Genomic DNA, 22,811 nt, shown 5'->3' with positions numbered 1-22,811 from the left:
ACAGACAAGAACAACGGGTACCAGATCGTGCGATGTCACGGGGTGGATCTCCTTGAACGCCCTCACGGGTCAGAGTTTCAGCAGGTCAACCTGTCTTCCCCAAGGTTGCCGCAGAGGGCTCCGCGTGTCTCGGGATCACGACTCATAGAGGCGCTTGTGCCCGCTGGTCTCGCGCGGCCGGAGGTGATCGCCGCCGTCGGCCGGGAACGTCAGCTGGTGGAGATCGCGATACCGGGCGTAGTCGATGTCCTGGCGCCGGTCGATCGCCGCCCGGTGCTGGACGGTGCGTAGGTGGGTGCGGTAGCCCGGGACGACCTCGCCGGCGAAGAACTCGGCGACGCTGCCCGAGCCGTAGCTGAGGAAGCCGACCGCCCGGCCGGTCAGGTCGACCGCGCTGTCCAGCAGGGCAGCCAGGCCCAGGTATATCGAAGCGGTGTAGCTGTTGCCGATCACCGAGTTGTACGCGGTGGTCGGCTGGACGGCCCGGTCCACGTCGGCCGCCTCGGCGTCCAGCCCGCAGTGCCGCAGCAGGTGCCGGTGCGCCTTGTACGCCATCTTGGTGAACGGCTGGTGATAGCAGAACGCCCGGAACTCGGTCAGCGCCCGGCCGCCCTGCTCGGCGTAGTCCTTCCATGCGCCCTGCACCGCCTGGAGGTACGCCGCGATGGACTCCTGCCCGTCGACCAGGGCCGTGTTGCGGTAGTTGGGCCGCCAGAAGTCCATGATGTCGGCGGTCTGCAGACCGGCCGGGTCCTCGATGCGGACCAGGGCCGGGCCGGCGCCGACCAGCATGGCCACCGCGGCCGCGCCCTGGGTGGACTCGCCGGGACTGCCCAGCTCGTACCGGGAGGTGTCGGCGGCGATCACCAGGACCTGCTGGGCCGGGTCCCGGTGGACCAGGCCGATGGCGAACTGCAGGGCCGCGGTCCCGGCATAGCAGGCCTGTTTGAGCTCGACGACCCGGGCCGCCGAGGGCAGGCCGAGCAGCGAATGGACATAGATGCCGGCCGCCTTGGCCTGGTCGATGCCGGTCTCGGTGGCGAAGACGACGGTCCGGATCCGGTCGCTGCCGTGCCGGGCGACGATCGTGGCGGCGGCGGTGGCGGCCATGGTGACCACGTCCTCGTCGGCGGCGGGCACGCTAATCGCGGTCTGCCCGATGCCCTGGTGGTACTTGGCCACGTCGGCGCCGGTGCGGGCGGCGAGGGTCGCGTGGGTCAGGACGTATTCGGTCGTCGCGAAGGCGAGGTCGTGGATTCCGACCGCGAGTTCACCGGACATCGTCAGCTCCGATCGTGGCGGGGCGCTCCAGGCGGACGTGGGCCCGCATCAGCTCGCCCGGGTTGGTCTGCGCGGCCAGCAGCGACAGCTCGCCGCAGAGCACCGTGGCGGCGCAGATGACGGCGAGGCGGCGGGCGTTCTCGCCGGGTGCCCGGTCGGCGCGGCAGCCGAGCCGGGTCAGGTTGTCGTCGACGAAGCCGAGGTCCTTGCCGTTGCCGACGGTGCCGACGATCAGGTTCGGGACGGTGCAGGAGAAGTAGAGGTCGCCGTCGCGGTCCTCGGCCACGGTGACGCCCTGCGATCCCTCGACGATGTTGGCCGCGTCCTGCCCGGTGGCCAGATAGAAACCGAGCAGCATGTTGGCGTAGTGGGCGTTGGCCGACCGGATGCCACCGGCCAGCAGGGTGCCGATCAGGTTCTTGCGGACGTTCAGCTCGGCGATCGCGGCCGCCGTGGTGTGCAGCCGGGCCCGCACGGTGTCCCGGGGGACGACGAGCTCGGTGACCACGTTCTTGCCCCGGCCCAGGATGCCGTTGACCGCGGTGGCCTTCTTGTCGGTGCAGTAGTTGGCCGAGATCGAGCCGTAGGCGATGCCCGGGACGGTGGCCAGCAGGTGGGTGAGCAGCGCGTCGGCGGCCAGCGTGGCCATGTTGTGCCCGGAGGCGTCGCCGGTGCGGAAGTCGAACCGCAGGAACAGGAGGTTGGCGGTGATCTCGTGGTGGAAGCCGAGCAGCTCGACGAACCGGCCGCACTTGCGGACCACCTCGCGCAGCTCGTCCAGGCGCGCGTCGACCTGCCGCACGGCCTGGTGCGCGGTGTGCGCGTCGTCGGCCCGGACCAGCACCGAGCGGGTCATCCGCTCGTCGACCAAGGTGGCGACGACGCCGCGCGGAACCGTCATGGAGATGCGGGCGCCGCGCCGGACCGAGGGCCAGAGCGGTGTCTCGTAGGTGGCCAGCGGGACCTCGGTCTCGATCTCGGCCACGTTGCCCGTGATCCGCATCGGCCCGACCCAGTTCATCGGTACCCCGGCGACGAGTGTCATCACATGTCTCCTTCGCTGTCCGCAGTGACCCCGGACCGGGTGCCGAACCGGGTCAGGGAGATGTCGCGCCGGGCGCAGAACGTGGCCAGACTCCCGCCGATCAGCACGTCGCAGCGGGCCAGGTCGGCCGGTGTCCGCGCGCCGAGGACGGTCATCAGGGCGGCCAGCTGGTCGAGCCAGGTGGCGATCAGTGCGACCAGGCCGGGCACCCCGTGCTCCAGGACGGTCCGCAGGAACAGCCCGGACGCACCGGCCGCGGCGGCGCCCAGGGCCAGTGCGCGCAGCACGTCGAGCGGGTTGCGGACGCCGCCCGAGGCCAGCACGGGCAGGCCGGCGTCCCGGGCGTCGAGTAGGCAGGCCGGGGTGGACTGGCCCCAGCCGAGCAGGTACGAGTAGTCGGCCCGGTCGCGCCGGTCGTTCTCGATCCGGGCGAAGTCGGTGCCGCCCCGGCCGGCGACGTCGGCCACACGTACGCCCAGATCACCGAGCCGGAGCAGGGTTTCCCGGCTGAGCCCGAAGCCGACCTCCTTGACGATCACCGGGACGTCGACCCCGGCGGCGATCTTCTCGATCGCGGTCGCCCACGCGCCGAACGACCGGTCGCCCTCGGGCATCACGGTTTCCTGCACGCAGTTGACGTGGATCTGTAGGGCGTTCGCCTGTAGCAGGTCGATCGCACGGCGCGCTTTGTCCACAGTGGCGTTGGCGTTGACGTTGGCCATGATGAAGCCGTCCGGGTTCTGGCGCCGCATCACCCGGAAGGTGTCCGCCGTGGCCGCATCGGCGAAGTAGGCGCTCATCGACCCGGAGGCGATCGGCACCCCGGTCTCCCGGGCCGCGGTCGCCAGGTCCCGGTTGATCCGGCCGGTCATCTCGCTGCCGCCGGTCATCGCGTTGATGTACAACGGAACCGGCCACTCGATGCCGCCGAACCGGGTGGCCAGCGACACCTCGGCCCGGTCGATGCCGGCCAGCGCGTGATGGATGAACGTCACGTCGTCGAACTCGTTGGCGCCGGCGGGCCGGCGTTGCTGCTCGTGGGCGAACCGGACGTGGTCGTCCTTGCGTTCGGCGATCATGGCGCGCTCCCGTTCGTCGGCTCGACTCGGATCGGCAGGGGCTGTACCCCGGCGGCGGTCCACCCGGCGTACAACTGCTCCCGTGGCGCGGCGGCGTCCAGCAGGGCGATCCCGCAGTCGCCGCCACCGGCGCCGGACGGCTTGGCCGCGGCGCCGACGGTTTCGGCGATCTCGCACAGCGCGGTCAGGCGATCGGTGAAGATGCCCAGCCGGGCGTGTTCGTCCAGTTCGGCGAGCACCAGCCGGGCTGCGCGGATCTGCTCCATCACGTCGCCGTCCGACCCCCGATCGAGGGCGCGGATGGCGGCCCGCACACAGTCGTCGCTGCGGGCGAGAAAGTCTCTTGGCCTGCCGGTCAACGCCGGGGTGCCGGCCGGTTCGCTGGTCCAGCCGACGGCCAGGGTGAGTCCGCGCGGCGGCGGCAGCGGGCGCACGGCATGGTCCGGCCATGGGGCACGCAGCATCGCCTCGACGCCCTGATGCTCGGCCAGCGCGAGGACGGCTGTGCGATCCGGTGCCCGGTAGGCGATCCAGCCACCCCAGATGCTCGCCGCGAGGTCACCACCGGAAGCGCGGGCGTCGATCCGGGCCGTCGCCAGCAGGGCCAGCCGGAACAGTTCCGATCGGGTCAGCTCGATCCCGGCGTACGCGGCCGCGGCGGCCACCGTGGCCACGGTCACCGCTCCGCTGGATCCCAGCCCCAGCTTGGTCCCGTGGTGGTGCAGGTCGCTCTCCACGGTCACCTGGAACGGCGGCACCTCGGCGCCTCGGGCGGCCAGCAACTCGCGGGCCACGGCGACCGCCGACTCCACGTGGGGCGAGCCGGGAGTCTCGCCACGGGACTCCGACACGGTGACGGTGACCCGCCGGTCGACCGCGATCAGGATGGCCGGGTGGCCCGGCTCCATCACCGCGTACTCGCCGGCGATGAACAGCTTGCCGGGCGCGCTCCGCCGGATCATCGCTCCGCCGCCAGTCGTGCTGCCGGTCCGCAGCGGGCGGTGACGATCGGGCACCCGGGAGCCGTGGCGCGCAACGCTTCGGCGACTGTTTGGGCGTCCGCGCTGCGGCAGAGGACTTTCACGTTCGGGCCGGCGTCCATCGTGGCGTACGCCGGGACACCCGCCCCGCGCAGCTGCAGCACCCGGTCGAGCACGGTCAGGGTGGCTGGCGCGAGATAGCGCACGGCCGGCCGGGCGGCCAGCATCGTGGCGTGCATCCCGAGGGCGTTGCGTTCGGCGATCTCACCCACCCGGTCGAGGTCGCCGGAGTCCAGGGCGGCCCGCATCTCGGCCAGGTCGACCCGGCTGGATTCGGCCCACGCCTGATAGAGCGGTGATGTCTCGGTGGTCCGGCGCATGGCGCCCCGGCTGGAGATGGCCTTGGCCCCGGCGTTCAGCACCACGATGACCATCGCCGGGTCGATCCCGCTCACCGGGAGCGGCTCGGCGAAGGCACCCGTGCCTCGATGGCAGATCGCCCAGCCGGCGATGACCGACCGGGCGGCCGACACCGAACCGCGCCGGGCCAGCCGGGACAGCTCGGTGCGGTCGAGGTCGAGGCCGAAGGCGGCCGCCCCGGCGACGGCCAGCGCGGCGAACCCGCTCGCCGAGGAGGCCAGTCCGGCCCCGGTGGGGACGGTGTTGCGGGTGTCGACCACCGCCGGGGCCGGCCGGTTGGAGCGTTCCCGCAGCAGGTCCAGAAAGGTCGCCACCCGCTTGGTCGTCTCACCGTCGGCCGGGCGGCCGTCGAGCAGCACCGTGTCGGTGCCCGCGCCCGGGGTGAGCCGGACGGTGGTCGTGGTCGGGAAGACGTCCAGGGTCATCGACAGGCTGTCCACCGCCGGGATCATCAGCCGCTCGTCGGCCTTGCCCCAGTACTTGATGAGGGCGATGTTCGGGTGCGCGATCGCGGTCGCCGTCTCAGTCATGGCTCGCCGTCCCCGGCATCCGGACGATCCAGGTGCGTTCGGCGCCGGCCGCGCGTAGGGCGGCCGCCACCTGCTCGGCTGCCGTTGGTTCATCGGTCATTGCGAGCATGCAGCCGCCGAGGCCACCGCCGGTGAGTTTGGCGCCCAGGGCGCCGGAGTTCAGCGCTGCTTGCACCAAACTGTCGATTCGAGGGGTGCTGACCCCGAGTTCATGCAGCAGCCGGTGATTCTCGGTCAGCCGGCCGCCGAACCCGGGCAGGTCGCCGCGGTCGAGGTCGCCCAGGGCTCTGGTCGTCAGCGCGGCCACTTGGTCCACAAAGGCGTCACACCTGCTCGGGCGGCGGGCCACCAGGGCGACCGCCTCCTTGGTGTTGCCCGGGGCGCCGCTGTCCCCGATCACGAAGGTGGCTCGCGGATGGCCGTGGGGGAGTTCGCCGGCGGTGCCGGACCGGAACACCAGGAGCGACGCCGCGCCGGTGGCGACGGCGTCGATGCCGCTCGCCCGGCCGTGCGCCACCCGCTCCGACGACTGCACCAGGTCGTACACCTGGCCCGGGTCGAGCCGATGGCCGTACGCTTCGACCAGCGCCAGGGCGGCTGCCCGCCCGCAGGCGGCGCTGGACCCGAGCCCGCGGGAGGGCGGGACCGCCGACTCGATGACGATGTCGGCGCACAGCCCGCCGGTCCGCCCGGCCAGCTTCTTGAACTCGGTCACCAGGTGCCGCAGGCCGTCCGTGGCCACCGGGGTCACCGCCGCCCGGCCCGGCCCGCCGACAGCCACCGGGGTCACCACCGCCCGGCCGGGTTCACCGACGGCCACCGTGATCCGGTCGGGGCCGGAATTCGTGCCGGGGAACCGGGTCGCGGTCGCCGTGACGGTCAGCCGGGGGAGCGGGAGGACCAGTGCCGGGGCGCCGTACACCACGGCGTGCTCGCCGAGCAGGATCGCCTTGCCGTGCGCGTGGCCGACCCCGGGCGCGTCCGCGGACACCCCGCGGCCAGGTCGGGGGCGTAGGTCAGTCGGTCGCATCGCGTACCCCTTGCTTGAGCAGGTCGGCCAGGGCGGCGGCCAGCTCGAGCGCCTGGCCCCGGTTGAGGCGCGGGTCGCAGGCCGACTCGTAGCGGCGGGGCAGGTCGGCGAAACCCACTCCGCCGCCGACGCACTCGGTCACGTTCTCGCCGGTCATCTCCACGTGCAGCCCGCCGACCTGGGTGCCCAGCGCGCGGTGCACCTCGACGAAGGCGGCCGTCTCGGCCATGATGTCGGCCAAGCGCCGGGTCTTGTGCCCGGTCGGTGCCGCGAACGTGTTGCCGTGCATCGGATCGCAAACCCACGACACCGGGGCGCCCGAAGCGGTTACCTTCGCCACCAGCTCCGGCAGTAGATCGCGGACGCGGCGCGCCCCCAACCGGACGACGAAGGTGAGCCGCCCCGGTCGCCGGTCCGGGTCCAGCCGGTCGATCAGGGCCAGCGCCTGCTCCGGGGTCGTGGCCGGGCCCAGCTTCACCGCGATCGGGTTGGCCACGGTGGCGAACCAGGCCACGTGCGCGCCGTCGAGCTGCCGGGTCCGGTCGCCGATCCACAGTAGGTGCCCGCTGCTCGCGTACCGCCGGCCCTGCTCGTCGGTGCGGGTCAGCGCCTCCTCATAGTCGAGCAGCAGGCCCTCGTGGCTGGCGTAGACCTCCGGGGCGTACGTCCGCATGACACCGCGGGTCGCCCGGGACGCCTCGTAGATCCGGTGCAGGCGGGCCGGGTCCGGCCGGCGGTCGCCCGGGCCGCAACCGGTGCCGTTGACCGCGTCGCCCCGGTACGCCGGCAGGGTGCGGCCGGCCACCGTCTCGGTCGGCCGGGAGCGGGGCTTGGCGTACTGACCCGCCATCCGGCCCACCGGGACGACCGGGACCCGCACGGCGTACGCGATGATCCGGGCCATCTCGCGGAGCAGTCGCAGCTTGCCGCGCACCGCCGGGATCTCGCCGAGGCGCTCGGCGCAGTCGCCACCCTGCACCAGGAACGCCCGGCCCTCGGCCACCCCGGCCAACCGCTCGGTGAGCGCGTCGCATTCGCGCGGCGCGACCAGGGCCGGCGCGGTCGCGAGCCGGTCGACGACCACCCCGAGCTCCCGCTTCGGCCACTGTGGACGCTGATGGGCGATGCGGGTGCGCCACGATGCCGCTGGCTCTGTCATCGGATCCTCTCAGCCCGCCGGGTGCACCCGGAGCGACTCGGCCAGATCCCGGCTGATGCCCAGATCGTCGAGGAGAAGCTGCAACGGCCCGGTGTCCCGCGGCGGGACCGGCCGGGACGCCGCCCACTCGCGCAGCTGGTCGACGCCGACCGCGAAGCCGCCCTGGGCCGCCACCGTCACCCACGGGTCCAGGTCGGCCGACCGGAACGCGGCCAGCCCGTGGACCAGCGCCTCCCGGAACATCCGCTGCTGCCCGTCGTCCAGGCTCCGGTAGAGCGAACCGCACAACTCGCGGAACACCACCGCGTGCCCGCTCTCGTCCCGCCGGTGCAGATCGGTGGTGATCCGGTTCATCGGCTGGATGTCGGCCGCGGTGGACAATGCTGACAAGAACCCGCTGATCGTCGTCTCGGCGGCCAGCGAGAAGGCGATGTCGACGATGTCCCGATCGATTCCGGACAGCCCGGACCGGGTCGCCGCCCGCCCCCGCACCACCGACCAGACGTCCGGCGCGAACCGGACGTCGCCCAGATCCCGCCGCCGCCGGGTCACGCCGACCGCGTTGTGGCACATCAGGATGTGGTAGTGCTCGTCGATGATGGTCTGGTGCAACGCCTCGACCGCGACGTCGTCCCGGCGCACCGGGATCCGGTCGAGCAGCATCAGCCGGCAGGCGGGCAGGATGATCTCGTCCTCGATCGCCGCCGTCTTGGCGTTGTAGGCGATCCAGGCGGCCGACAGGATCCGCTCCCGGGCGTCCCGGTCGAGCCGCTCGGCGCCGGGCAGGTTCAGCACCGGGACCAGATGCTCGGGGAAGTCCGGCCGGGTCACGTCGAAGTGCCCGTCCAGGTCGAGTTCGTTCTTCTTGACGGCCACCCGGCGGCCCCACCGGCGGGTCAGCTGGACCAGCAGGTCACGCTCATAGTCAGGCTCGGACATCAGGGTGCGCTCCTCCCGGTCGTACGGGTAGAGCCAGCGCCTCCAGCCGGGACTGCCATCCATCGGCTCTTTGGAACCGGCCCAGCCCTTCGGTGACCGGGCGGATGCCGTGCAGCGCATTCAGCGTCCAAACCGGACAGGCGCTTAGGCCGGCCGGCGTGGCGGACTCGAGGACCACCGGGTGGCCGGCTGCGGTGGCCAGGTCGGTCAGCAGCGAAAGGGTGACTCCGGGCAGCGCGCCCGGAGAAGTGCAGAGGGTTTCGCCGCGCCACCAGACGATGCTTGTGGTGGAGCCCTCCAGGACGTGGCCGGAGCGGGCCAGGAGGAGGGCCTCGTCGGCGCCGGCTTGGATGGCGGCGGCGCGGAGGGCGGCCAGGTGGTCGAGATCGGGGCCCTTGACGGCGGGGTGGCGTCGGCGGTCGGGGTGCGGGGCGGTCCAGAGGCGGACGGTGGCGGTGCGGGGTGGTGCTGGTCGCAGCCACAGTCGCAGCCGGGTCTGTGGATAGGTCCCGGACGTTGTCGTACCTGGGTGCCATGATGGCCGCCCAGCCACGAGGGTGGGGGAGGCGGCCCGCGTGTCGATCTCGGCGAGTTCAACTCGCGGAAACCACCGGCCGGTCGTCGGCAACTCCGAGGCCACCGCCTGGATGAACGCGTCCACGGGCACGCCGAACCGGGCGCAGGACGCCCCGAATCGCCGGGCGTGCCGGTCGAGCCCTCGCACTCGTCCGTCCTCCACCAGCCAGGAGTCGACGACCAGCACCGTCCCGGCCGCCGCCCCAGGCGCCGATGTCCAGCCGCCGTCGGCGTCCCACCAGCGGCGGCTTCCCGGTTCGACGGTGACGGTCATCGCGGTGCCCCGCCCACGTCCGACACTGCCGGCGCCCGCCACGCCCGCAGGGACGCTGCCGCCTTGAGCAGCATCTCGTCGTACTCCTCGGCAGGGTCGGAGCCCAGCACGATCGCCCCGCCGGCGCCGATCGACAGCCGGTCGCCGACCCGGACCGCGGTGCGGATGACGATGTTCAGGTCGGTGCCGCCGGACAGCCCGAAGTAGCCGAGCGCCCCCGAATAGACGCCCCTGGCCTCGGTCTCCAGCCGGTCGATGATCTCCATCGTGCGGAGCTTCGGGGCACCGGTCATCGAGCCGCCCGGGAAGCACTGCCGGACGCAGTCGATCGCGCTCACCCCGTCGCGGAGCCGCCCGTGCACGGTGGAGACCAGCTGGTGCACGGTCTGGTAGCTCTCCACCGCCAGGTACGGGTCGACCCGGATGCTGCCCGTCTCGCAGACCTGGCCGAGGTCGTTGCGCAGCAGGTCGACGATCATCAGGTTCTCGGCCTGGGTCTTGGCCCCGGCGGCCAGCCCGGCCGCGTTGCGGGCGTCGCGGACCGGGTCGGCGTCGCGGGGTGCGGTGCCCTTGATCGGCTTGCTGGTGACGGTGCGGTCCCGTTCGATGCGCAGGAACCGTTCCGGCGAGGAGCTGAACACGGTCAGGTCGCCGAGGCGCAGCAGGGCGGCGTACGGGGCCGGGTTGGCCCGCCGGAGGCGGCGGTAGAAGGCGGTGTCGTCGTCGTGGAAGGGCAGGTGCAGTCGGTTGGTCAGGCAGATCTCGTAGCTCTCGCCGAGGGCCAGTTGGCGCCGGCACTCCGCGATGTCGGCCAGGTATCGACTCCGGTCATGAGTTAGATGATCTTCGAACTCATCCGAGAAGCCGGAAATATCCGTATCAGCGAAGCGCGAAGGGCGAAGCCGCGCCGCCGTCCGGTCCAGCCACGCCTGCGCCTCCGGCCGGCCCTTCTCGTCGTGCACGGCGACCAGATAGGTCAGCCCCTCCTGATGGTCGACCGCGACGACCCGGTCGGCGAACATCCAGACCGCGTCCGGTGTCTCGGCCGTGTGGCGGGCGGTGGCGCCGCACTCGGCCTTCAGCTCGTACCCGAAGTAGCCGACGTAACCGCCGGTGAGATCGAACGGCAGATCGTCCGCGGGCAGCCGGCGCCGGCGCAGCCGTTCGGCCAGGACGTCGAACACGCTGCCGCTCTCCGTGCGGGTGCCGCTGCCATCGCGTACGTGTACGCCACCGCCCCCGACGCGGTAGGTCAGCACCTCGCTGAGCGGTCCGGACGTGTCGCCGAGGAACGAGAACCGGGACAGGCCCTCCTGCACGCGGCTGCTGTCCAGCCAGAAGGAGTATGGGCTGTCGCCGAAGAGGTCGAGGAAGACGGCCTCGGCGTCGGCCGCGGTCGGCACCACGGTGCTGACGATCCCGAGTTCGGCCGGCGAACCAGGGGAGATGGGCGCAGCGGGGGCGGGCGGTCGCGAGAAACGGCGGCGCCGTGGGGTCAGCTCGATGAAGTTCCGGATGATTTCCCGGCCATAGCGCGACGCGACCGACTCCGGGTGGAACTGCACCCCCCACTGCGGCCGGTCGCGGTGGCGCAATGCCATGAGTACGCCGTCGTCCGCCCACGCCGTCGCGATCAGCTCATCGGGCAGCGGCTCCCGGACGCACAGCGAGTGGTACCGGACCGCGGTGAACTCGCGGGGTACCCCGGCGAACAGCGGGTCCACGTCGTGGTAGATCCGGGCCAGGTGGCCGTGCCGGGGCTCGGGGGCGGCAGCGACCGTGGCGCCGGCCAGGTACCCGATCATCTGGTGGCCGAGACAGACCCCGAGCACGGGCAACGTGGTGCGGCCCAACAGGTCACTGGCGAAGCCGACGTCGCGAGGGTTCTGCGGCCGTCCCGGTCCGGGCGAGACGACGATGTTGTCGAAGTCGGCCGGCCGCAGACGGGGCAGGGCCGGATCGTCGTTGACGACGACGGTCGGTTCCGTGCCGCTGATCCCGGTGATCAGCTGGAACAGGTTGTAGGTGTACGAGTCGTGGTTGTCGACCAGCAGGGTGCGCGTCATGCGACACCGGCCATGGTGCGGTGCAGGGCACGGAGGTCGTTCGGCGCGAGGGACACTCCGAAGACGTCCCAGATCGCCGCGAGCGCGTCGTCGCGGCTGAGGTCGCGGACGGTGGCCGGTTGCCCGGGCCGCAGCTCGGTGAGGGCGGTGCCGATCAGCAGGTGCCGCACCTTGGGCCGGGTGCGCTGCAGCACGATCTGCCGGTTGAACGGGGACTTCGGGTGCGTCAGGCACCAGTGGTTGAGCACCTCGAAGTCGGCCGGGTAACGCGGGTCGGTGGTGAAGCCGTACAGCTCGGCCGGCCCCTCCGGGTGCAGGAACCGCAGCCGGTACTCGCCGTGCGGTTCCCGGGTCAGGTCGAACGACCAGTCGCCGTCCAGCCGGGCCCCGTCGGCCAGGCGGATCGGCTCGTGCGGGCCGTACCCCCCGAAGGAGATGTCGAACAGCCAGCCGTCGCCGGCCAGGTCGACGCGGAGGGCGACGTGCACGGCGGGCCCGTGCCGGTTGCCGGTGCGGACGCGGGACCGGGCCGCGAACGCGGAGACGCGGAACCCGATGCGGTCCAGCACCGCCGCGGCCAGGACGACCTGTTCCAGGCACCAGCCGCCGCGACCCTGCCGCACGATCTTGTCCTGGACCCGGTCCAGGTCGAGCGGCACGGTGGTCCGGCCGAGCAGCGCGTCCAGGTTGTCGAAGGCGATCGCGTCGACGTGCGCGGCCTGCAGGCGGCGCAACGTGGCGAGGTCCGGCGCCACGTCGCCGTGGTGCCCGATCCGGGCCAGGTAGGCATCGAGGTCGACGGCGTCGCCCTGCCAGCGGGTGTCGGTCATCGCGGTCCCCAGGTCACCGGCAGCTCGACCAGCCCGCCGACCAGGGTCTCGTGGCGTAGCTTCAGCTCGTCAACGCCGACCGCCAGGCGCAGGTCCGGGAAGCGGGTGATGAGCCGGGACAGCGCCACCCGCAGCACCATCCGGGCCAGCGGGGCGCCGACACAGGAGTGCCGCCCGTACCCGAAGGCGAGACTCCCCGCGGTCGGGCGGGTGATGTCGAGCCGGTCCGGGTCGGGGAAGGCGGTCTCGTCATGGTTGGCCGCGATGATGTTCAGCAGCACCAGATCACCGGCCCGGATGGCGGCGCCGTCGATCTCGAAGCCGGTCACCGCGAACCGGGGCATCCCGCCGTTGTGCGGGTTCGGCATCGACCGGCGCAGCAGCTCGTCCACTGTGGCTGGGACGAGGGCCGGGTCGGCGCGCACGGCGGCCCACTGGTCCGGGTTGGTCAGCAGCAGCAGGACGCCGGTGCCGATCCGGGCCACCGTCGTCTCGTACCCCCCGAACAGCAGCAGCGCGGTGAGCGCCACGACCTCCGTGTCGCCGATGCCCGCGGTCGCGATCAGCCGGGAGATCACGTCGTCGCCGGGGTCCTGCCGCTTGGCCGCGACCAGCTGCCGGCAGTAGCCGAACAACTCGGCCAGGCCGCGCTGGGACCGCTCCGGATCCTGGACGCCGGCCGCGTCCTGGGTCCAGACGCTGAACCGGCCCTTGTCCTCGGCCGGCACGCCGAGCCACTCGCACAGCACCAGGATCGGCAGCGACATGGCCAGGGTCGGGCGCAGGTCGACCGGTGGGGTCCGGGTGGCCAGCTCGTCCAGGTGCTGCTCGGTGAGCTTCTCGACGACCGCCCGCAACGGTTCCAGCCGTTCGGGGGTGAACTGCGGTTCCAGCAGGCTCCGCAGCCGGGGGTGGTCGTCGGCCAGCGGGCCCAGCAGCTTGTTGAGCAACGCGGTGCCGCCGTCCCGGCCGCCCGGATCGGACCGGCTCAGCCGGTCGTCGTCGAGCAGCTGCTGGACCTCCGCATGACCGGTGACCAGCCACGCCGGCACCCCTTCGGGGGTACGAACCCGATGCACTTTCCCGCGCGACTGGAGCAGGCGCAGCGCCGGCGCGACGTCCAGCACGTGCGTCTGTGTGAAGGGCAACTGGGCGACAGTGTTCACGGGCGACCTCCCGTACGTGGTGAGAAGGTGCACTTTCGGGATGTCTTCGAGGGCACCCTTGCCTATGCCGGTTTCATCCTGCGGGATCTCCGGCTACGGTGTCAACGACCAATTTATTTACGTCATCACATATCGCGGGTCCGGCGGGATGGGGATAGGGTTACTCACGGGTTGGGGTGGATCGGAACGACGTGGGGAGAATGGCTCGGTGCCGGTGCCAGTGATGGGGACGCGGAAATTCAGGATTCATGAACAAACTCCAGGGTTCGCGATAGGGGGTCGAAGTCCCGAATCGACGGAGGGCTGAACCGGTGCGGTGGAACCTGCGGCTGCGTGCGGCCGAGATGGGGATCTGGAAGTCGGCCGACATGCGCCGGTTGCTGGCCGAGGCCGGGCTGGAGATCAGCGCCGGGAAGATGTCGGGGCTGTGGGCCGGCACCCCGACGACGATCCGCCTGGATGACCTGGAGGTGATCTGCGCGGTCCTCGACTGTAACCCGGCCGAGCTGCTGATCTGTGAGCCCGAGAAGGTCCGGGCGACCAGGCGGAATCGGGTGGGGTGAGGGTAGTGACCGAGGATCGGCCGAACCACGTGCGCGAGTGCGAGTATCACCCGGGCTGCGCCCGCCGGCGCGGCTGTTGCTGGTGGCTGAGTTCCCTGCAGGCGCAGATCCTGGAGGGCGTGGCGGCCGGTTTCTCCAGCGATCGGCTGTCCCGGGCGCTGTATCTCAGTCCCAAGACCATTGACTATCACGTCCGCGTCATGTCCGACAAGCTGCAGGCGCCGAATCGGGTCGCGCTGGTGTCGAGAGCGTTCGTCCTCGAGATTCTGCGGACGGATACGTGGCCACCGCGAGTGGCCCGCCGGAACCGTTGATTGACGCTTCTCTGGGGTTTTTCCTAAAGCCGATCAGGTTCGTTGACATGGTCGGAGAAGGTCCACCACGATGAAGTTACGTCGTCGGCATCCGACCCCTGGAGAAGTGACTATGTCAATTTCCCCGAAAGAAGCGCCGGTCTTTCCGGATGAGGTCAGAATTGTCGGCCAGTATTACGACGACAAGACCACGAGACTGGTTCGCAAATACGGTCCCGGTCCCAAGATCCACTACCACGTGGGTTACTACCCGTCCGGGTCGGCCCCGGTGCTCGAGGACGTGACGCCGGACGCCATCCGTGCCGGCATCCGGCAGCACCAGGAGGGTCTGCTGCGATTCGCGGCCGAGGCCTGGGGAGCCGAGAGCCGGCTGTCCGGGCGGATCCTGGACGTCGGCTGCGGTCTCGGCGGCGGCTCGCTGTTCTGGGCCCAGGAGTACGGTGCCGAGGTGACCGCGGTGACCAACGCGCCGGACCACGCGCCGATCGTGACGGAATTCGCCCGGGAGTGCGGCGTCGACGACCGGGTCCGGACGCTCGTCTGCGATGCCATGGACCTGCCGGTGGAGGCACCCTACGACGCGGCGGTCGCCATCGAGAGCAGCGGCTATTTCGACCGGCCGCGGTGGTTCCAGCGGCTGGCCCGGGTGCTGCGCCCGGGCGCGAGCGTGTGCGTCGAAGACGTGTTCACCGTCCGCCCGCACGGCGCCGACGTGTGGACCGAATACTTCTACTGCAAACCGGCTACGGTGCACGACTACGCCGAGGCCGCCGCGTCCGCCGGTTTCCGGCTGGTGGACGAGGTCGACGCGACGGCTGAGACGGCGCCGTTCTGGGACGAGAGCGCCGCCTGGACCAAGGCGGTGCTGGACACCGACACCAGCCTGTCCCCGGTGGACCGCCGGCACCTGCGGATCTCGCTGATGGCGAATCAGGCCCAGGGCGCCGAGTGGAGAGCCGGCGGCCTGCGCCTGTCCTTCCTGCGTTTCGAACTGACGTGACGTCCGGCCCGTTCCTCATGAGGAGTTCCGCATGACGCTCGAGCAGTCTCCCGCCCCCGGCGACGTCGCCGACGTGTACGACGGGATCGGTCGAATCTACGGGTCCACCTGGGGCCCCAACTTCCACTACGGCTACTGGGACGACGACGCCGACCAGAGCTCCATCGAGGTCGCCACCGACCGGCTGACCGACATGATGATCGCGGGGCTGGCGGCGACGCCGGGGCAGCGGGTGCTGGACATCGGCTGCGGCGTCGGCCATCCCGCGCTGCGCCTCGCCCGGACGACCGGCGCGCACGTCCTGGGCATCTCGGTCAGCCACGTCCAGGTGGCCGAAGCCAACGCCCGGGCGGACGCGGCCGGGCTGGCCGGGCAGGCCACCTTCCAGTTCACCGACGCGATGAACATGCCCTTCCCGGCCGGCTCGTTCGACGCGGCCTGGGCGTTCGAGTCGATGTGGCACATGCCCGACCGCGGCCGGGTGCTCGCCGAGGCCGCCCGTGTGCTGCGCCCCGGCGGCCGGCTCGCCGTGGCCGACGTGATCGAGCGCGGCCCGGTCAGCGAGGAGGGCCGCAAGGTCCTGGACCACATCTGCGAGAACTACGCGGTCAAGTCGCTGGGCACCATCGAGGAGTACCGGAACGCGTTGGCCGCCAACGGCTTCGTCGACGTCGAGATTCGCGACATCACCGACAACTGCGCCCGGACCACGGCGCTGATGGCCGACACCGTCGAGACCCGGCGCGCCGATCTCGTCGCCCTGGTCGGCGAGGAGCAGACCGCCTCGCTGCTCGATTTCATGCGGCGAGCCGCGGCGGCGGCGGAGAGCGGCTACCTCATCCTGACCGCCACCCGCGCCTGATCGTCCCCCCAGCCAGCCAGCCAGCCAGCCAGCCAGCCAGCCAGCCCGGCCCGCGCCCCTTGGCGTGGACCGGGCCGGTTCGGCCTTGCGGGCGACCGGTTGCCGAAGGTGCGTGACGTCGCCCAGTCGCTGGCGATCAACCCGAACACGGTGTCGAAGGCCTACCACGAGCTGGAGCTCGAAGGTCTCGTCGAGGGGCGGCCGGGGGTCGGCACCTTGGTCACCGGAACCCGCGCCGGTGCCTCGCCGGCCAGGCCGAGCTGCGCACCGAGTTCGTCGGGTGGCTGGAGCGGGCCCGCGCGGCCGGGCTGACCGACGAGGACGTCATCGCCCTGATCGACACGACGATCCGCGCGGCCCGGCCGGACGGCGCACTCCAAGGGCGGATCCAGGTGAGCGGACTCTGGTCAAGTCCGCCCTGCTCGGCGGCGCGGTGGCGGTGTTCGCCGTCGGCTACGGTCTTGGCCTGTTGTGGTGGTACCAGCCGCTCGGCCAGATCGACGTCCGGCAGAGCCGGTTCACCGAGGTCTTCTTCGACATGCAGGGCGTGGCCCCGGTCGGGTACACGCTGTTCGCGGTGGCGATGCTGGCCCGGCCGCACTACCTGGCGCCGGCCACCGACGAGCGGCCGATCGCGAGCGGTGACGACGGCCAGGGCGATCTGGCCGGCGGCTGGGTGCTGACCAAGGAGGTCCGGCAGGCCGACGGCACGGTGGTCGCCACCGTTACGGTCCAGGACCCGCCCGCTACAGACTGCGTCCGGTGCGGCGCCGACTCGGCCCTGAGGGCAGCGCCGAGCACCACCAGGTGTGCCAGTCCGGCTTACGGTCCGGAGCCTCCGCCGGATCGCGTGACCCGCAACTCGGTCAGGGCCCGCAACGGGAACACCGGCCGGAACCGTGGTGGCCGGCCCGGGGCCAGCCCCAGGTCGGGCATCCGGGCGGCGAGGACCTCCACCGCGACCCGGAGTTCGGCGCGGGCGAAACCGGCGCCCAGGCAGAAGTGGATCCCGTGGCCGAACGCCAGATGCCCGGACGAGCCGTCGCCCGGGCGGAACGCGGCCGGGCAGGCATGGGCGCGACTGTCCCGGCCAGCCGCACCGTACAGCAGCAGGAGTCGGCTCCCGGCGGTCAGCCGGATGCCGCCGACCGTCACGTCCCGGGTCGCGGTCCGGTACATTCCGGCCAGCGGGCTGTCGAACCGCAGCCCCTCCTCGACCAGGTCCCCGACCGGGATCGTCCGGTCGACCACTCGGGCCCAGCCGCCCGGTGACCGCAGCTGCTGATAGAAGATCGTGCCCAGTGCCTCGGCGCAGGTCATGTGGCCGGCGAAGATCAGGGTGGGTATCTGCACCGCGACCTCGTCGGCGGTGAGTGTGCGGCCCGCCTTGCCGTCGTGCAGCAGTTCGCTGATCAGGTCGTCGCGCGGGTCGGCCACCCGGTCCCGGACCAGGGACCGGGCGAATTCTCCGAATTCCATCAGCCCGCGGGCGAATTCCCGGAGCCGGTCGTGGTCGGCGTCGCCCTGCGCCATCATCAATTCGATGCGTTGCTCTGACCAGGTGCGGCACCGGTCGAGATAATCGTCCGGGACGCCGAGGCGGCGGCCGATCACTTCCAGGGCGAACGGCACCGCGAAGTCGGCGATGAAGTCGAACTCCGGCGCGTCGCCGATGCGGTCGGCGAGATCGGCGGCGACCGCCCGCATGGTCGGTTCGAAGGCGCGGACCCGGGCCGGCGTGAAACCGATGTTGAGGACGTCCCTGATCTTGGCGTGGGCGGGCGGGTCGAGGGATCCGACGGCCACCGCGCCGGCGCCGCGCCAGGTGCGGAACATCTGATTCACGTCGTCCGGCAGGGCCACCGCGGGACGCGGATTGTGGTCGCGGGCCGAGAAACTCCGATCGTCGCGCAGCACCGCCACCATGTCTTCGCGCCGGGTGACGCACCAGGCATCCAGCAGTGGGGCATAGAAGACGCCGAGGCCGGCCAAGAAGGTGTACGGGTCGTCGCGATGCGCGCCGTACGGGTCGAATGGTCTGCCCTGCACCTGCTCGGAATCAGCCGAGATAGACATTTTGCCACCTCCCTGTTCGGCTGAAGAATAGTCCACATGGGCGCATCCGGAGAGAAGCTTTGAGGTTTCTCCTAAAGTGCGACGGAATCGTTTGACAAGCCCGGAAACGCAGGTGAGCCTCAGGGCTGGGGAATTCCATTTCGCGACCCCCGGAAGGGAATCGTCGATGAGCACACTCGAAACATCGCCGGGGGCGGTGTCGTCCGTCATCCGGCAGCGTGTGTCCGCCCTGGAGCCGACCCTGGCCGGGATCTGCGCCTACCACCTGGGGTTCACCGGTGATCACGAAACCGGTGGCAAGCTGACCCGCGCCGGCCTCATGACGCTGGCGGCCGAGGGGCTGGGACTGTGGCCCGAGGACGTCCGGTCCCCGGCCGTCGCCCTGGAGCTGCTGCACAACTCGACCCTGATCCACGACGACATCATCGACGCCGACGAGCTGCGCCGCGGCCGCCCGGCGGCGTGGCAGGTGTTCGGCGCCGGCCCGGCCATCCTGGCCGGGGACGCGTTGCAGGCGCTCAGTCTGCAGATGGTCGTCGACGACCCGGGCGCCGGGCGGGCCGAGATCGCCGCCGCGTTCGCCGAGGCGCTCCGGCTGGTCCTGGCCGGCCAGTCCCGCGAGCTCACCGTCCGGCTCGGCGCCGGAACGGGGGTCGCCGAGTACAACCAAATCGTGACCGAGAAGACCTCCGCGTTGCTGGAGTGCGCGCTGGTGACCCCGGCGTTGCGGGCTGGTCGGCCGGAGCCGGTCCGGGACGCCCTACGCGGGGCCGGCCGCCATCTGGGTCTGGCCTTCCAGATCGCCAATGACGTCGAGGACATCTGGGGCGACCCGGCGGTGACCGGCAAGCCGGTGCGGGGCGACCTGGAACGGCGGAACCCGTCCTTCCCGGTGCTGGCCGGGCTGACCGCCGGTAACCCGGCCGGCGAGCGCCTGCGCGGGCTGTGGGCGGGCGACGGGACCGCGGCGGCGTATCTGGCCGAGATGGCCGCCCTGATCGAGGAGTCCGGTGGCCGGCGTGCCGCCGAGGAACGCTCCCGACGGCACCTCGACGAGGCCCTGGACCACCTCGCAAGGGCCGAACTGGACCCGGCGGCATCAGCCGGCCTGGCCGCACTCTTCAATCGCGTCGTCCACCGGTGATGGGATCCTGATGCTGCACAAACTTTCCGCAGGTGCGGTCACTCGGAGCCCCGACTCGATCCGCGACTACCTGCTGCTGATGCGCCTGGACCGGCCGACCGGGTACGTGCTGTACCTGCTGCCTGGGCTGTGGGCGGCGGTGCTCGCCTCCGGGAACCGCCCGGACGTCCGGGCCCTGGTGGTGCTCGCCGTGGCCGCGGTGCTGGTGCGCGGCGCCGCCTGCGCGGTCAACGACGTGGTCGACCGTGAGGTGGACTCCCGGGTCGCGCGCACCGTGTCACGGCCGGTCGCGTCGGGCACGATCGGGGTCCGGAACGCGTTGCTGTTCGCCGTCGCCCAGGGAGTGGTGGCGCTGCTGGTCCTGGCGGTGGCCAACGTGGCGACGGCCGTGGTGGTGGCGACCTCGTACCCGCTGATCTTCGCGTACCCGTACATGAAGCGCATCTTCGTCTGGCCATCGGCGTTCCTGGCCCTGGTGATGAGCATCTACGTGTTCGTCGGCTGGACGGCGGTGACCGGCAGCGCGGACTATCCGCTCGCGGTCTATGCCCTCTACGCCGGGGGCGCGTTTTGGACCCTGATCCACGACGCCATCTATTCCCATCAGGACAAGGAGTTCGACCGGCGGATCGGGGTCCGGTCGTCCGCCCTGCTGTTCGGCGACGCCACCAAGGTGTGGCTCGCGGTCTTCGCCGTCCTGAGCGTCGGCGGCGTGCTGTGGGCCGGTTCCCTGGTGGCCACCGGCTGGGCCGTCTATCCGGTCGCCGCGCTGGCCGGCGGATACCTGGCCTATCTGATCGCCCGGGTTGACCTGGACAAGCCGAAGTCGTGCTGGGACGCCTTCGTGGCCAACACCTATTTCGGCTGGATCGTGCTGGCGGCGCTGGTCGCCGGGTTGCTCAGCTGATCGCGTACGAAAGGGGCAAGGCGCCGATCGGGTGCCCTGCCGGGGTCATCGCGTAGTCGGGTAGCCGCTGTTTCACGGTGGTGATGAGGTCGTGGGGGCGGCGGGTGGCTCTGGCGATGTTGGTCTCGCCGTTGCCGCGGTGGACTCCGATGGCGGTGTTGCGCAGGACGGCCGCGACGGCGGGTCCGGTGCCGGTACGGGCTCGGTGGGCGTCCTCGCCGAAGGTCACGTCGCGGACCCAGTGCAGCCGGTTCTCGATGTGCCATTCCAGCCCGGCCCACTGCTGCAGGTCAGCGGGGTTGGGCGTGGGCGGCGGGCAACGAGGCCACCAGGTAGACGATCACCACCCCGGTCCGGCTGCCCAGCCGTGCCTTGACCTGCCCCCAGCAGCGGTGCGAACGCCGGAATCTCGTTCGACTTCGCCGCGACCTGGACCTGCGCCAGGACCCGCCGCACCGGCGGCGGCGCCACCGGTAGTCGGGGGCATAGCCAGTCGGCCAATACCGCGGTCAGCGTCTCGGCGTCGACGCGGATCAGCAGCCGCCACAGGGTGGTCAGCACCGGCGCCCGGCTGGTGAACCCGAGCCGCTCCGAAGCTGACGTCGAGATCATCGACCCAGTCGCCGATCGCGGCGAACGTGCTCGCCCCCGGCCATCACCGCACACACCGCGACCGCGAGCACGCTCGCCAGGGAGTACCGAACTCCTCGTGGGTCACGCGGGTCAGGCACCCGCGCCAGGGCCGTCAATAGGCCAAACGCCTCACGACCAGCGGGCAACTCCATGATCACCGACGGGCCACACCCGTTCTCCGTCACCCTCCACACAGGCCGCGCCACTACCTCAGGCCGGGCCAGACACACCTCGATGGACTACGCAAAGGCCCTGGGCGCCCCGCCACCTTCTCGTTGCGAGGGTCAGCGCGTGTAAAGGGTCCCCTCCGACCAGATGTAGCGCGTGCCACCCCACCGGGCGGCCGACTCGACGTCCGGGAAGAATCCCCGCCCCTCCAGGTTGGCGCTGGTGTTGCACAGCACCGGAATGCCACTGATCTCGGCATACGCCCGGAGAATACGCACCGTCCTGGTGTCCTGCGTGGATTCGATGGTCTGCAGACGGGCCGTGCCGTCCAGGTGCACGATGGCCGGCACCCGCTCGGCCCAGCCCGGCCGCATCCGGTGCTCAAAGAGCATGTAAGGGTCGGGGGTGCCCGGCTCGAACACCTCGGGCGCCCGGTCCGCCAGGCAGATCGGCGCCACCGGACGGTATCCGGCCCGGTTCTTGATGTCGTTGAGCCGGTCCTTCATCCGGGTGCTGGTGGCCGCCGCGAGGATGCTCCGGTTGCCCAGCGCCCGCGGGCCCAGCTCGGCCCGGCCGGATAGCACCACCACCGGTTCGTCCTCGGCGTGCAGCAGCGCGGCCAGCTCCCGTTCGTCGCAGGGCCGGGCCGTCCACCCGGCGGGCAGTTCGCCGGTGGTGATCCGGGGCCCGCGATAGACGTCCCACTCCAGGGCGGTGCGGCCGCCCCGGAACATCTCGCAGGCCGCCGTCCCGATCGCCGCCCCCGCGTCGTTCGGGAAGGGCGGGATGAAGACCTCCCGGAACATCCCGGTGGCCCGGATCGCGGTGTTCCACTTGATGTTCAGCGCGCAGCCGCCGCCCATCACCAGGTTGTGCCGTCCGTCCGGGAACCGGCTGCGGATCGCCGAGACGAGCCGCACCAGCAGCCGGTCGCCGAGGTAGGCCTGATAGGTGGCGATCAGGTCGGCGTTGGTCAGGCCGGGCAGCAGCTCGTCCCGGTTGGCGGCCACCTTGTCGCCCAGCACGCCGACCCGGTCGACCGAATGGTCGCGGTATTCGGTCACCAGGTCGTCGAAGACCGCGAACGCGCCCGTCTCGACCCGGCCCTTGGCCGCGTACGCCATTGCTTTGCCGGCCACCGACAGGTGGTGTCGGATGGCCCGCTCGGAGGCCATGTCCTCGGTCGGCCGCAGGTATGGCTCGAACCGCGCGCAGAAGGCCGCGAAGCTCCCGCCGAAGACCGGCAGCAGGACCTCGACCAGGCTCACCTCCTGGGTCGCGGCCCGCACCCGATAGAGGCGCGGGTGGATGATGCCGTCCCAGACCAGCACGAACGCGTCCTCGCCCCGGGCGGCGAACGGGCTCGCGCAGTACGTGCCGATGAGGTGGTTGGCGACGTGCGAATAGCTGACGTAGTTGCCGAGCCCGGGTGTGTGGAACGGATGCCGTTGCAGGGGACCGGGGTGCTCCACGTACGGCGCGACCCGGAGCTGAACCGGCCGCCCGCCCGCGTCGACCGCGACGGCGGGGTCGCCGGCGGCGTCCGTGGTGTACCACCCGTCGACCACGAACTGGTCGATGCCCGCCGGCGACAGGCCCTCCATCGCCAGGATCTCGGTCACCCGGTCCAGGTCACCGAGCGAGCTGTACCGTTCGCCGTTGCCCAGCTTCTCGATCTCGTAGCTGAACAGCAGGCGGCCGTCCTCGATGACGGCGACGCCGCCGTCGTGTGAGGCCTTGATCCCGCAAATGCGCATCGCGCCGCACCT

The 22,811-nt window shown here is 71.4% G+C and carries 23 protein-coding genes and 1 pseudogene; 7 read left to right on the top strand and 17 right to left on the bottom strand.

Annotation, left to right across the window (positions count from 1 at the left end):
- Positions 1 to 135: 135 nt before the first annotated feature.
- Genes SALPAC3_RS0109405 through SALPAC3_RS0109350 form a run of 12 tightly spaced genes read right to left on the bottom strand, consistent with a single transcriptional unit; the run spans position 136 to position 13,375 of the window.
- The gene (locus tag SALPAC3_RS0109405; protein WP_018220989.1) at positions 136 to 1,281 is read right to left on the bottom strand and encodes a hydroxymethylglutaryl-CoA synthase; all 1,146 of its coding nucleotides are present in this window, start codon (positions 1,279 to 1,281) and stop codon (positions 136 to 138) included.
- Positions 1,271 to 2,326, bottom strand: a complete 1,056-nt coding sequence (locus SALPAC3_RS0109400) for a hydroxymethylglutaryl-CoA reductase (protein WP_018220988.1) — start codon at positions 2,324 to 2,326, stop codon at positions 1,271 to 1,273. Before SALPAC3_RS0109400 ends, SALPAC3_RS0109405 begins: the two co-directional genes overlap by 11 nt.
- Positions 2,326 to 3,405 carry a type 2 isopentenyl-diphosphate Delta-isomerase gene (fni, locus tag SALPAC3_RS0109395; RefSeq protein ID WP_018220987.1) on the bottom strand — a complete coding sequence of 360 codons (1,080 nt, stop codon included), beginning with the start codon at positions 3,403 to 3,405 and terminating at the stop codon, positions 2,326 to 2,328. Before fni ends, SALPAC3_RS0109400 begins: the two co-directional genes overlap by 1 nt.
- Positions 3,402 to 4,367 carry a phosphomevalonate kinase gene (locus tag SALPAC3_RS0109390; protein ID WP_026185385.1) on the bottom strand — a complete coding sequence of 322 codons (966 nt, stop codon included), beginning with the start codon at positions 4,365 to 4,367 and terminating at the stop codon, positions 3,402 to 3,404. The genes fni and SALPAC3_RS0109390 overlap by 4 nt, the downstream gene beginning before the upstream one ends.
- Complete coding sequence (mvaD, locus tag SALPAC3_RS0109385) at positions 4,364 to 5,335, bottom strand: diphosphomevalonate decarboxylase (RefSeq protein ID WP_018220985.1); 972 nt, start codon at positions 5,333 to 5,335, stop codon at positions 4,364 to 4,366. Before mvaD ends, SALPAC3_RS0109390 begins: the two co-directional genes overlap by 4 nt.
- A complete protein-coding gene (gene mvk, locus SALPAC3_RS0109380; RefSeq protein ID WP_050563686.1) occupies positions 5,328 to 6,365 on the bottom strand; it encodes a mevalonate kinase in 1,038 nt (345 codons plus the stop codon). The genes mvaD and mvk overlap by 8 nt, the downstream gene beginning before the upstream one ends.
- Complete coding sequence (locus tag SALPAC3_RS0109375) at positions 6,352 to 7,524, bottom strand: 3-deoxy-7-phosphoheptulonate synthase (protein ID WP_018220983.1); 1,173 nt, start codon at positions 7,522 to 7,524, stop codon at positions 6,352 to 6,354. The genes mvk and SALPAC3_RS0109375 overlap by 14 nt, the downstream gene beginning before the upstream one ends.
- Positions 7,525 to 7,533: 9 nt before the next feature.
- Entirely contained in the window at positions 7,534 to 8,463 is a 930-nt protein-coding gene (locus tag SALPAC3_RS0109370) for a diiron oxygenase (protein ID WP_018220982.1), read from the bottom strand.
- Positions 8,450 to 9,313: an aminotransferase class IV gene (locus SALPAC3_RS0109365; RefSeq protein WP_232430487.1), complete on the bottom strand. Its 864-nt coding sequence runs from the start codon at positions 9,311 to 9,313 to the stop codon at positions 8,450 to 8,452. Before SALPAC3_RS0109365 ends, SALPAC3_RS0109370 begins: the two co-directional genes overlap by 14 nt.
- Positions 9,310 to 11,379, bottom strand: coding sequence for an aminodeoxychorismate synthase component I (pabB, locus tag SALPAC3_RS0109360; protein WP_018220980.1), 2,070 nt, complete (start codon positions 11,377 to 11,379; stop codon positions 9,310 to 9,312). Before pabB ends, SALPAC3_RS0109365 begins: the two co-directional genes overlap by 4 nt.
- Positions 11,376 to 12,209, bottom strand: coding sequence for an arylamine N-acetyltransferase family protein (locus SALPAC3_RS0109355; RefSeq protein ID WP_018220979.1), 834 nt, complete (start codon positions 12,207 to 12,209; stop codon positions 11,376 to 11,378). The genes pabB and SALPAC3_RS0109355 overlap by 4 nt, the downstream gene beginning before the upstream one ends.
- Entirely contained in the window at positions 12,206 to 13,375 is a 1,170-nt protein-coding gene (locus tag SALPAC3_RS0109350) for a cytochrome P450 (RefSeq protein ID WP_018220978.1), read from the bottom strand. The genes SALPAC3_RS0109355 and SALPAC3_RS0109350 overlap by 4 nt, the downstream gene beginning before the upstream one ends.
- A 311-nt stretch (positions 13,376 to 13,686) precedes the next feature.
- Between SALPAC3_RS0109350 and SALPAC3_RS0109345 the strand changes: the two are divergent.
- The 5 genes and pseudogenes from SALPAC3_RS0109345 to SALPAC3_RS28685 form a co-directional block, all read left to right on the top strand.
- Positions 13,687 to 13,920, top strand: a pseudogene (locus SALPAC3_RS0109345) (helix-turn-helix domain-containing protein); the annotation flags it as partial.
- A gap of 23 nt (positions 13,921 to 13,943) precedes the next feature.
- Positions 13,944 to 14,252 (top strand): LuxR C-terminal-related transcriptional regulator, encoded by a 309-nt coding sequence (locus tag SALPAC3_RS0109340; protein ID WP_018220976.1) that lies wholly within the window; start codon positions 13,944 to 13,946, stop codon positions 14,250 to 14,252.
- A gap of 112 nt (positions 14,253 to 14,364) precedes the next feature.
- Positions 14,365 to 15,252, top strand: coding sequence for an SAM-dependent methyltransferase (locus tag SALPAC3_RS0109335; protein WP_018220975.1), 888 nt, complete (start codon positions 14,365 to 14,367; stop codon positions 15,250 to 15,252).
- A gap of 31 nt (positions 15,253 to 15,283) precedes the next feature.
- Entirely contained in the window at positions 15,284 to 16,114 is an 831-nt protein-coding gene (locus SALPAC3_RS0109330) for a methyltransferase domain-containing protein (RefSeq protein ID WP_018220974.1), read from the top strand.
- A 108-nt stretch (positions 16,115 to 16,222) separates the two neighbouring features.
- Positions 16,223 to 16,426 (top strand): GntR family transcriptional regulator, encoded by a 204-nt coding sequence (locus SALPAC3_RS28685; protein ID WP_232430486.1) that lies wholly within the window; start codon positions 16,223 to 16,225, stop codon positions 16,424 to 16,426.
- A 510-nt stretch (positions 16,427 to 16,936) separates the two neighbouring features.
- Here SALPAC3_RS28685 and SALPAC3_RS0109320 read toward each other — a convergent pair.
- The gene (locus tag SALPAC3_RS0109320) at positions 16,937 to 18,190 is read right to left on the bottom strand and encodes a cytochrome P450 (RefSeq protein ID WP_018220972.1); all 1,254 of its coding nucleotides are present in this window, start codon (positions 18,188 to 18,190) and stop codon (positions 16,937 to 16,939) included.
- A gap of 166 nt (positions 18,191 to 18,356) precedes the next feature.
- Between SALPAC3_RS0109320 and SALPAC3_RS0109315 the strand changes: the two genes are divergently transcribed.
- Both SALPAC3_RS0109315 and SALPAC3_RS0109310 read left to right on the top strand, forming a co-directional pair.
- Positions 18,357 to 19,334: a polyprenyl synthetase family protein gene (locus tag SALPAC3_RS0109315; RefSeq protein WP_018220971.1), complete on the top strand. Its 978-nt coding sequence runs from the start codon at positions 18,357 to 18,359 to the stop codon at positions 19,332 to 19,334.
- Positions 19,335 to 19,344: 10 nt separating this feature from the next.
- Positions 19,345 to 20,241, top strand: coding sequence for a UbiA family prenyltransferase (locus SALPAC3_RS0109310; protein WP_018220970.1), 897 nt, complete (start codon positions 19,345 to 19,347; stop codon positions 20,239 to 20,241).
- Here the strand turns inward: SALPAC3_RS0109310 and SALPAC3_RS25585 are convergent.
- From SALPAC3_RS25585 to SALPAC3_RS0109295, 4 genes are all read right to left on the bottom strand, one after another.
- Positions 20,234 to 20,470 (bottom strand): hypothetical protein, encoded by a 237-nt coding sequence (locus SALPAC3_RS25585; protein WP_018220969.1) that lies wholly within the window; start codon positions 20,468 to 20,470, stop codon positions 20,234 to 20,236. The genes SALPAC3_RS0109310 and SALPAC3_RS25585 overlap by 8 nt on opposite strands.
- Positions 20,467 to 20,853, bottom strand: a complete 387-nt coding sequence (locus tag SALPAC3_RS28315) for a hypothetical protein (protein ID WP_018220968.1) — start codon at positions 20,851 to 20,853, stop codon at positions 20,467 to 20,469. Before SALPAC3_RS28315 ends, SALPAC3_RS25585 begins: the two co-directional genes overlap by 4 nt.
- Positions 20,850 to 21,026, bottom strand: coding sequence for a transposase family protein (locus tag SALPAC3_RS28310; protein WP_232430558.1), 177 nt, complete (start codon positions 21,024 to 21,026; stop codon positions 20,850 to 20,852). Before SALPAC3_RS28310 ends, SALPAC3_RS28315 begins: the two co-directional genes overlap by 4 nt.
- Positions 21,027 to 21,158: 132 nt before the next feature.
- Positions 21,159 to 22,799 carry a carbamoyltransferase N-terminal domain-containing protein gene (locus SALPAC3_RS0109295; protein WP_018220967.1) on the bottom strand — a complete coding sequence of 547 codons (1,641 nt, stop codon included), beginning with the start codon at positions 22,797 to 22,799 and terminating at the stop codon, positions 21,159 to 21,161.
- Positions 22,800 to 22,811: the final 12 nt, after the last annotated feature.

It is taken from the genome of Salinispora pacifica DSM 45544 (assembly GCF_000378845.1).
GTDB classification, from domain to species: Bacteria; Actinomycetota; Actinomycetes; order Mycobacteriales; family Micromonosporaceae; genus Micromonospora; species Micromonospora pacifica.
Note: the sequence above shows the minus strand (reverse complement) of the source record. Positions and strands in the feature narration are given on the sequence as shown.

What these genes read in the sequence shown, in the direction of transcription:
- SALPAC3_RS0109405 (WP_018220989.1), bottom strand. Translation starts at nt 1,281, where the DNA reads ATGTCCGGTGAACTCGCGGTCGGAATCCACGACCTCGCCTTCGCGACG.
- SALPAC3_RS0109400 (WP_018220988.1), bottom strand. Translation starts at nt 2,326, where the DNA reads ATGACACTCGTCGCCGGGGTACCGATGAACTGGGTCGGGCCGATGCGG.
- fni (WP_018220987.1), bottom strand. Translation starts at nt 3,405, where the DNA reads ATGATCGCCGAACGCAAGGACGACCACGTCCGGTTCGCCCACGAGCAG.
- SALPAC3_RS0109390 (WP_026185385.1), bottom strand. Translation starts at nt 4,367, where the DNA reads ATGATCCGGCGGAGCGCGCCCGGCAAGCTGTTCATCGCCGGCGAGTAC.
- mvaD (WP_018220985.1), bottom strand. Translation starts at nt 5,335, where the DNA reads ATGACTGAGACGGCGACCGCGATCGCGCACCCGAACATCGCCCTCATC.
- mvk (WP_050563686.1), bottom strand. Translation starts at nt 6,365, where the DNA reads ATGCGACCGACTGACCTACGCCCCCGACCTGGCCGCGGGGTGTCCGCG.
- SALPAC3_RS0109375 (WP_018220983.1), bottom strand. Translation starts at nt 7,524, where the DNA reads ATGACAGAGCCAGCGGCATCGTGGCGCACCCGCATCGCCCATCAGCGT.
- SALPAC3_RS0109370 (WP_018220982.1), bottom strand. Translation starts at nt 8,463, where the DNA reads ATGTCCGAGCCTGACTATGAGCGTGACCTGCTGGTCCAGCTGACCCGC.
- SALPAC3_RS0109365 (WP_232430487.1), bottom strand. Translation starts at nt 9,313, where the DNA reads ATGACCGTCACCGTCGAACCGGGAAGCCGCCGCTGGTGGGACGCCGAC.
- pabB (WP_018220980.1), bottom strand. Translation starts at nt 11,379, where the DNA reads ATGACGCGCACCCTGCTGGTCGACAACCACGACTCGTACACCTACAAC.
- SALPAC3_RS0109355 (WP_018220979.1), bottom strand. Translation starts at nt 12,209, where the DNA reads ATGACCGACACCCGCTGGCAGGGCGACGCCGTCGACCTCGATGCCTAC.
- SALPAC3_RS0109335 (WP_018220975.1), top strand. Translation starts at nt 14,365, where the DNA reads ATGTCAATTTCCCCGAAAGAAGCGCCGGTCTTTCCGGATGAGGTCAGA.
- SALPAC3_RS0109330 (WP_018220974.1), top strand. Translation starts at nt 15,284, where the DNA reads ATGACGCTCGAGCAGTCTCCCGCCCCCGGCGACGTCGCCGACGTGTAC.
- SALPAC3_RS0109320 (WP_018220972.1), bottom strand. Translation starts at nt 18,190, where the DNA reads ATGTCTATCTCGGCTGATTCCGAGCAGGTGCAGGGCAGACCATTCGAC.
- SALPAC3_RS0109315 (WP_018220971.1), top strand. Translation starts at nt 18,357, where the DNA reads ATGAGCACACTCGAAACATCGCCGGGGGCGGTGTCGTCCGTCATCCGG.
- SALPAC3_RS0109310 (WP_018220970.1), top strand. Translation starts at nt 19,345, where the DNA reads ATGCTGCACAAACTTTCCGCAGGTGCGGTCACTCGGAGCCCCGACTCG.
- SALPAC3_RS28315 (WP_018220968.1), bottom strand. Translation starts at nt 20,853, where the DNA reads ATGATCTCGACGTCAGCTTCGGAGCGGCTCGGGTTCACCAGCCGGGCG.
- SALPAC3_RS28310 (WP_232430558.1), bottom strand. Translation starts at nt 21,026, where the DNA reads ATGGAGTTGCCCGCTGGTCGTGAGGCGTTTGGCCTATTGACGGCCCTG.
- SALPAC3_RS0109295 (WP_018220967.1), bottom strand. Translation starts at nt 22,799, where the DNA reads ATGCGCATTTGCGGGATCAAGGCCTCACACGACGGCGGCGTCGCCGTC.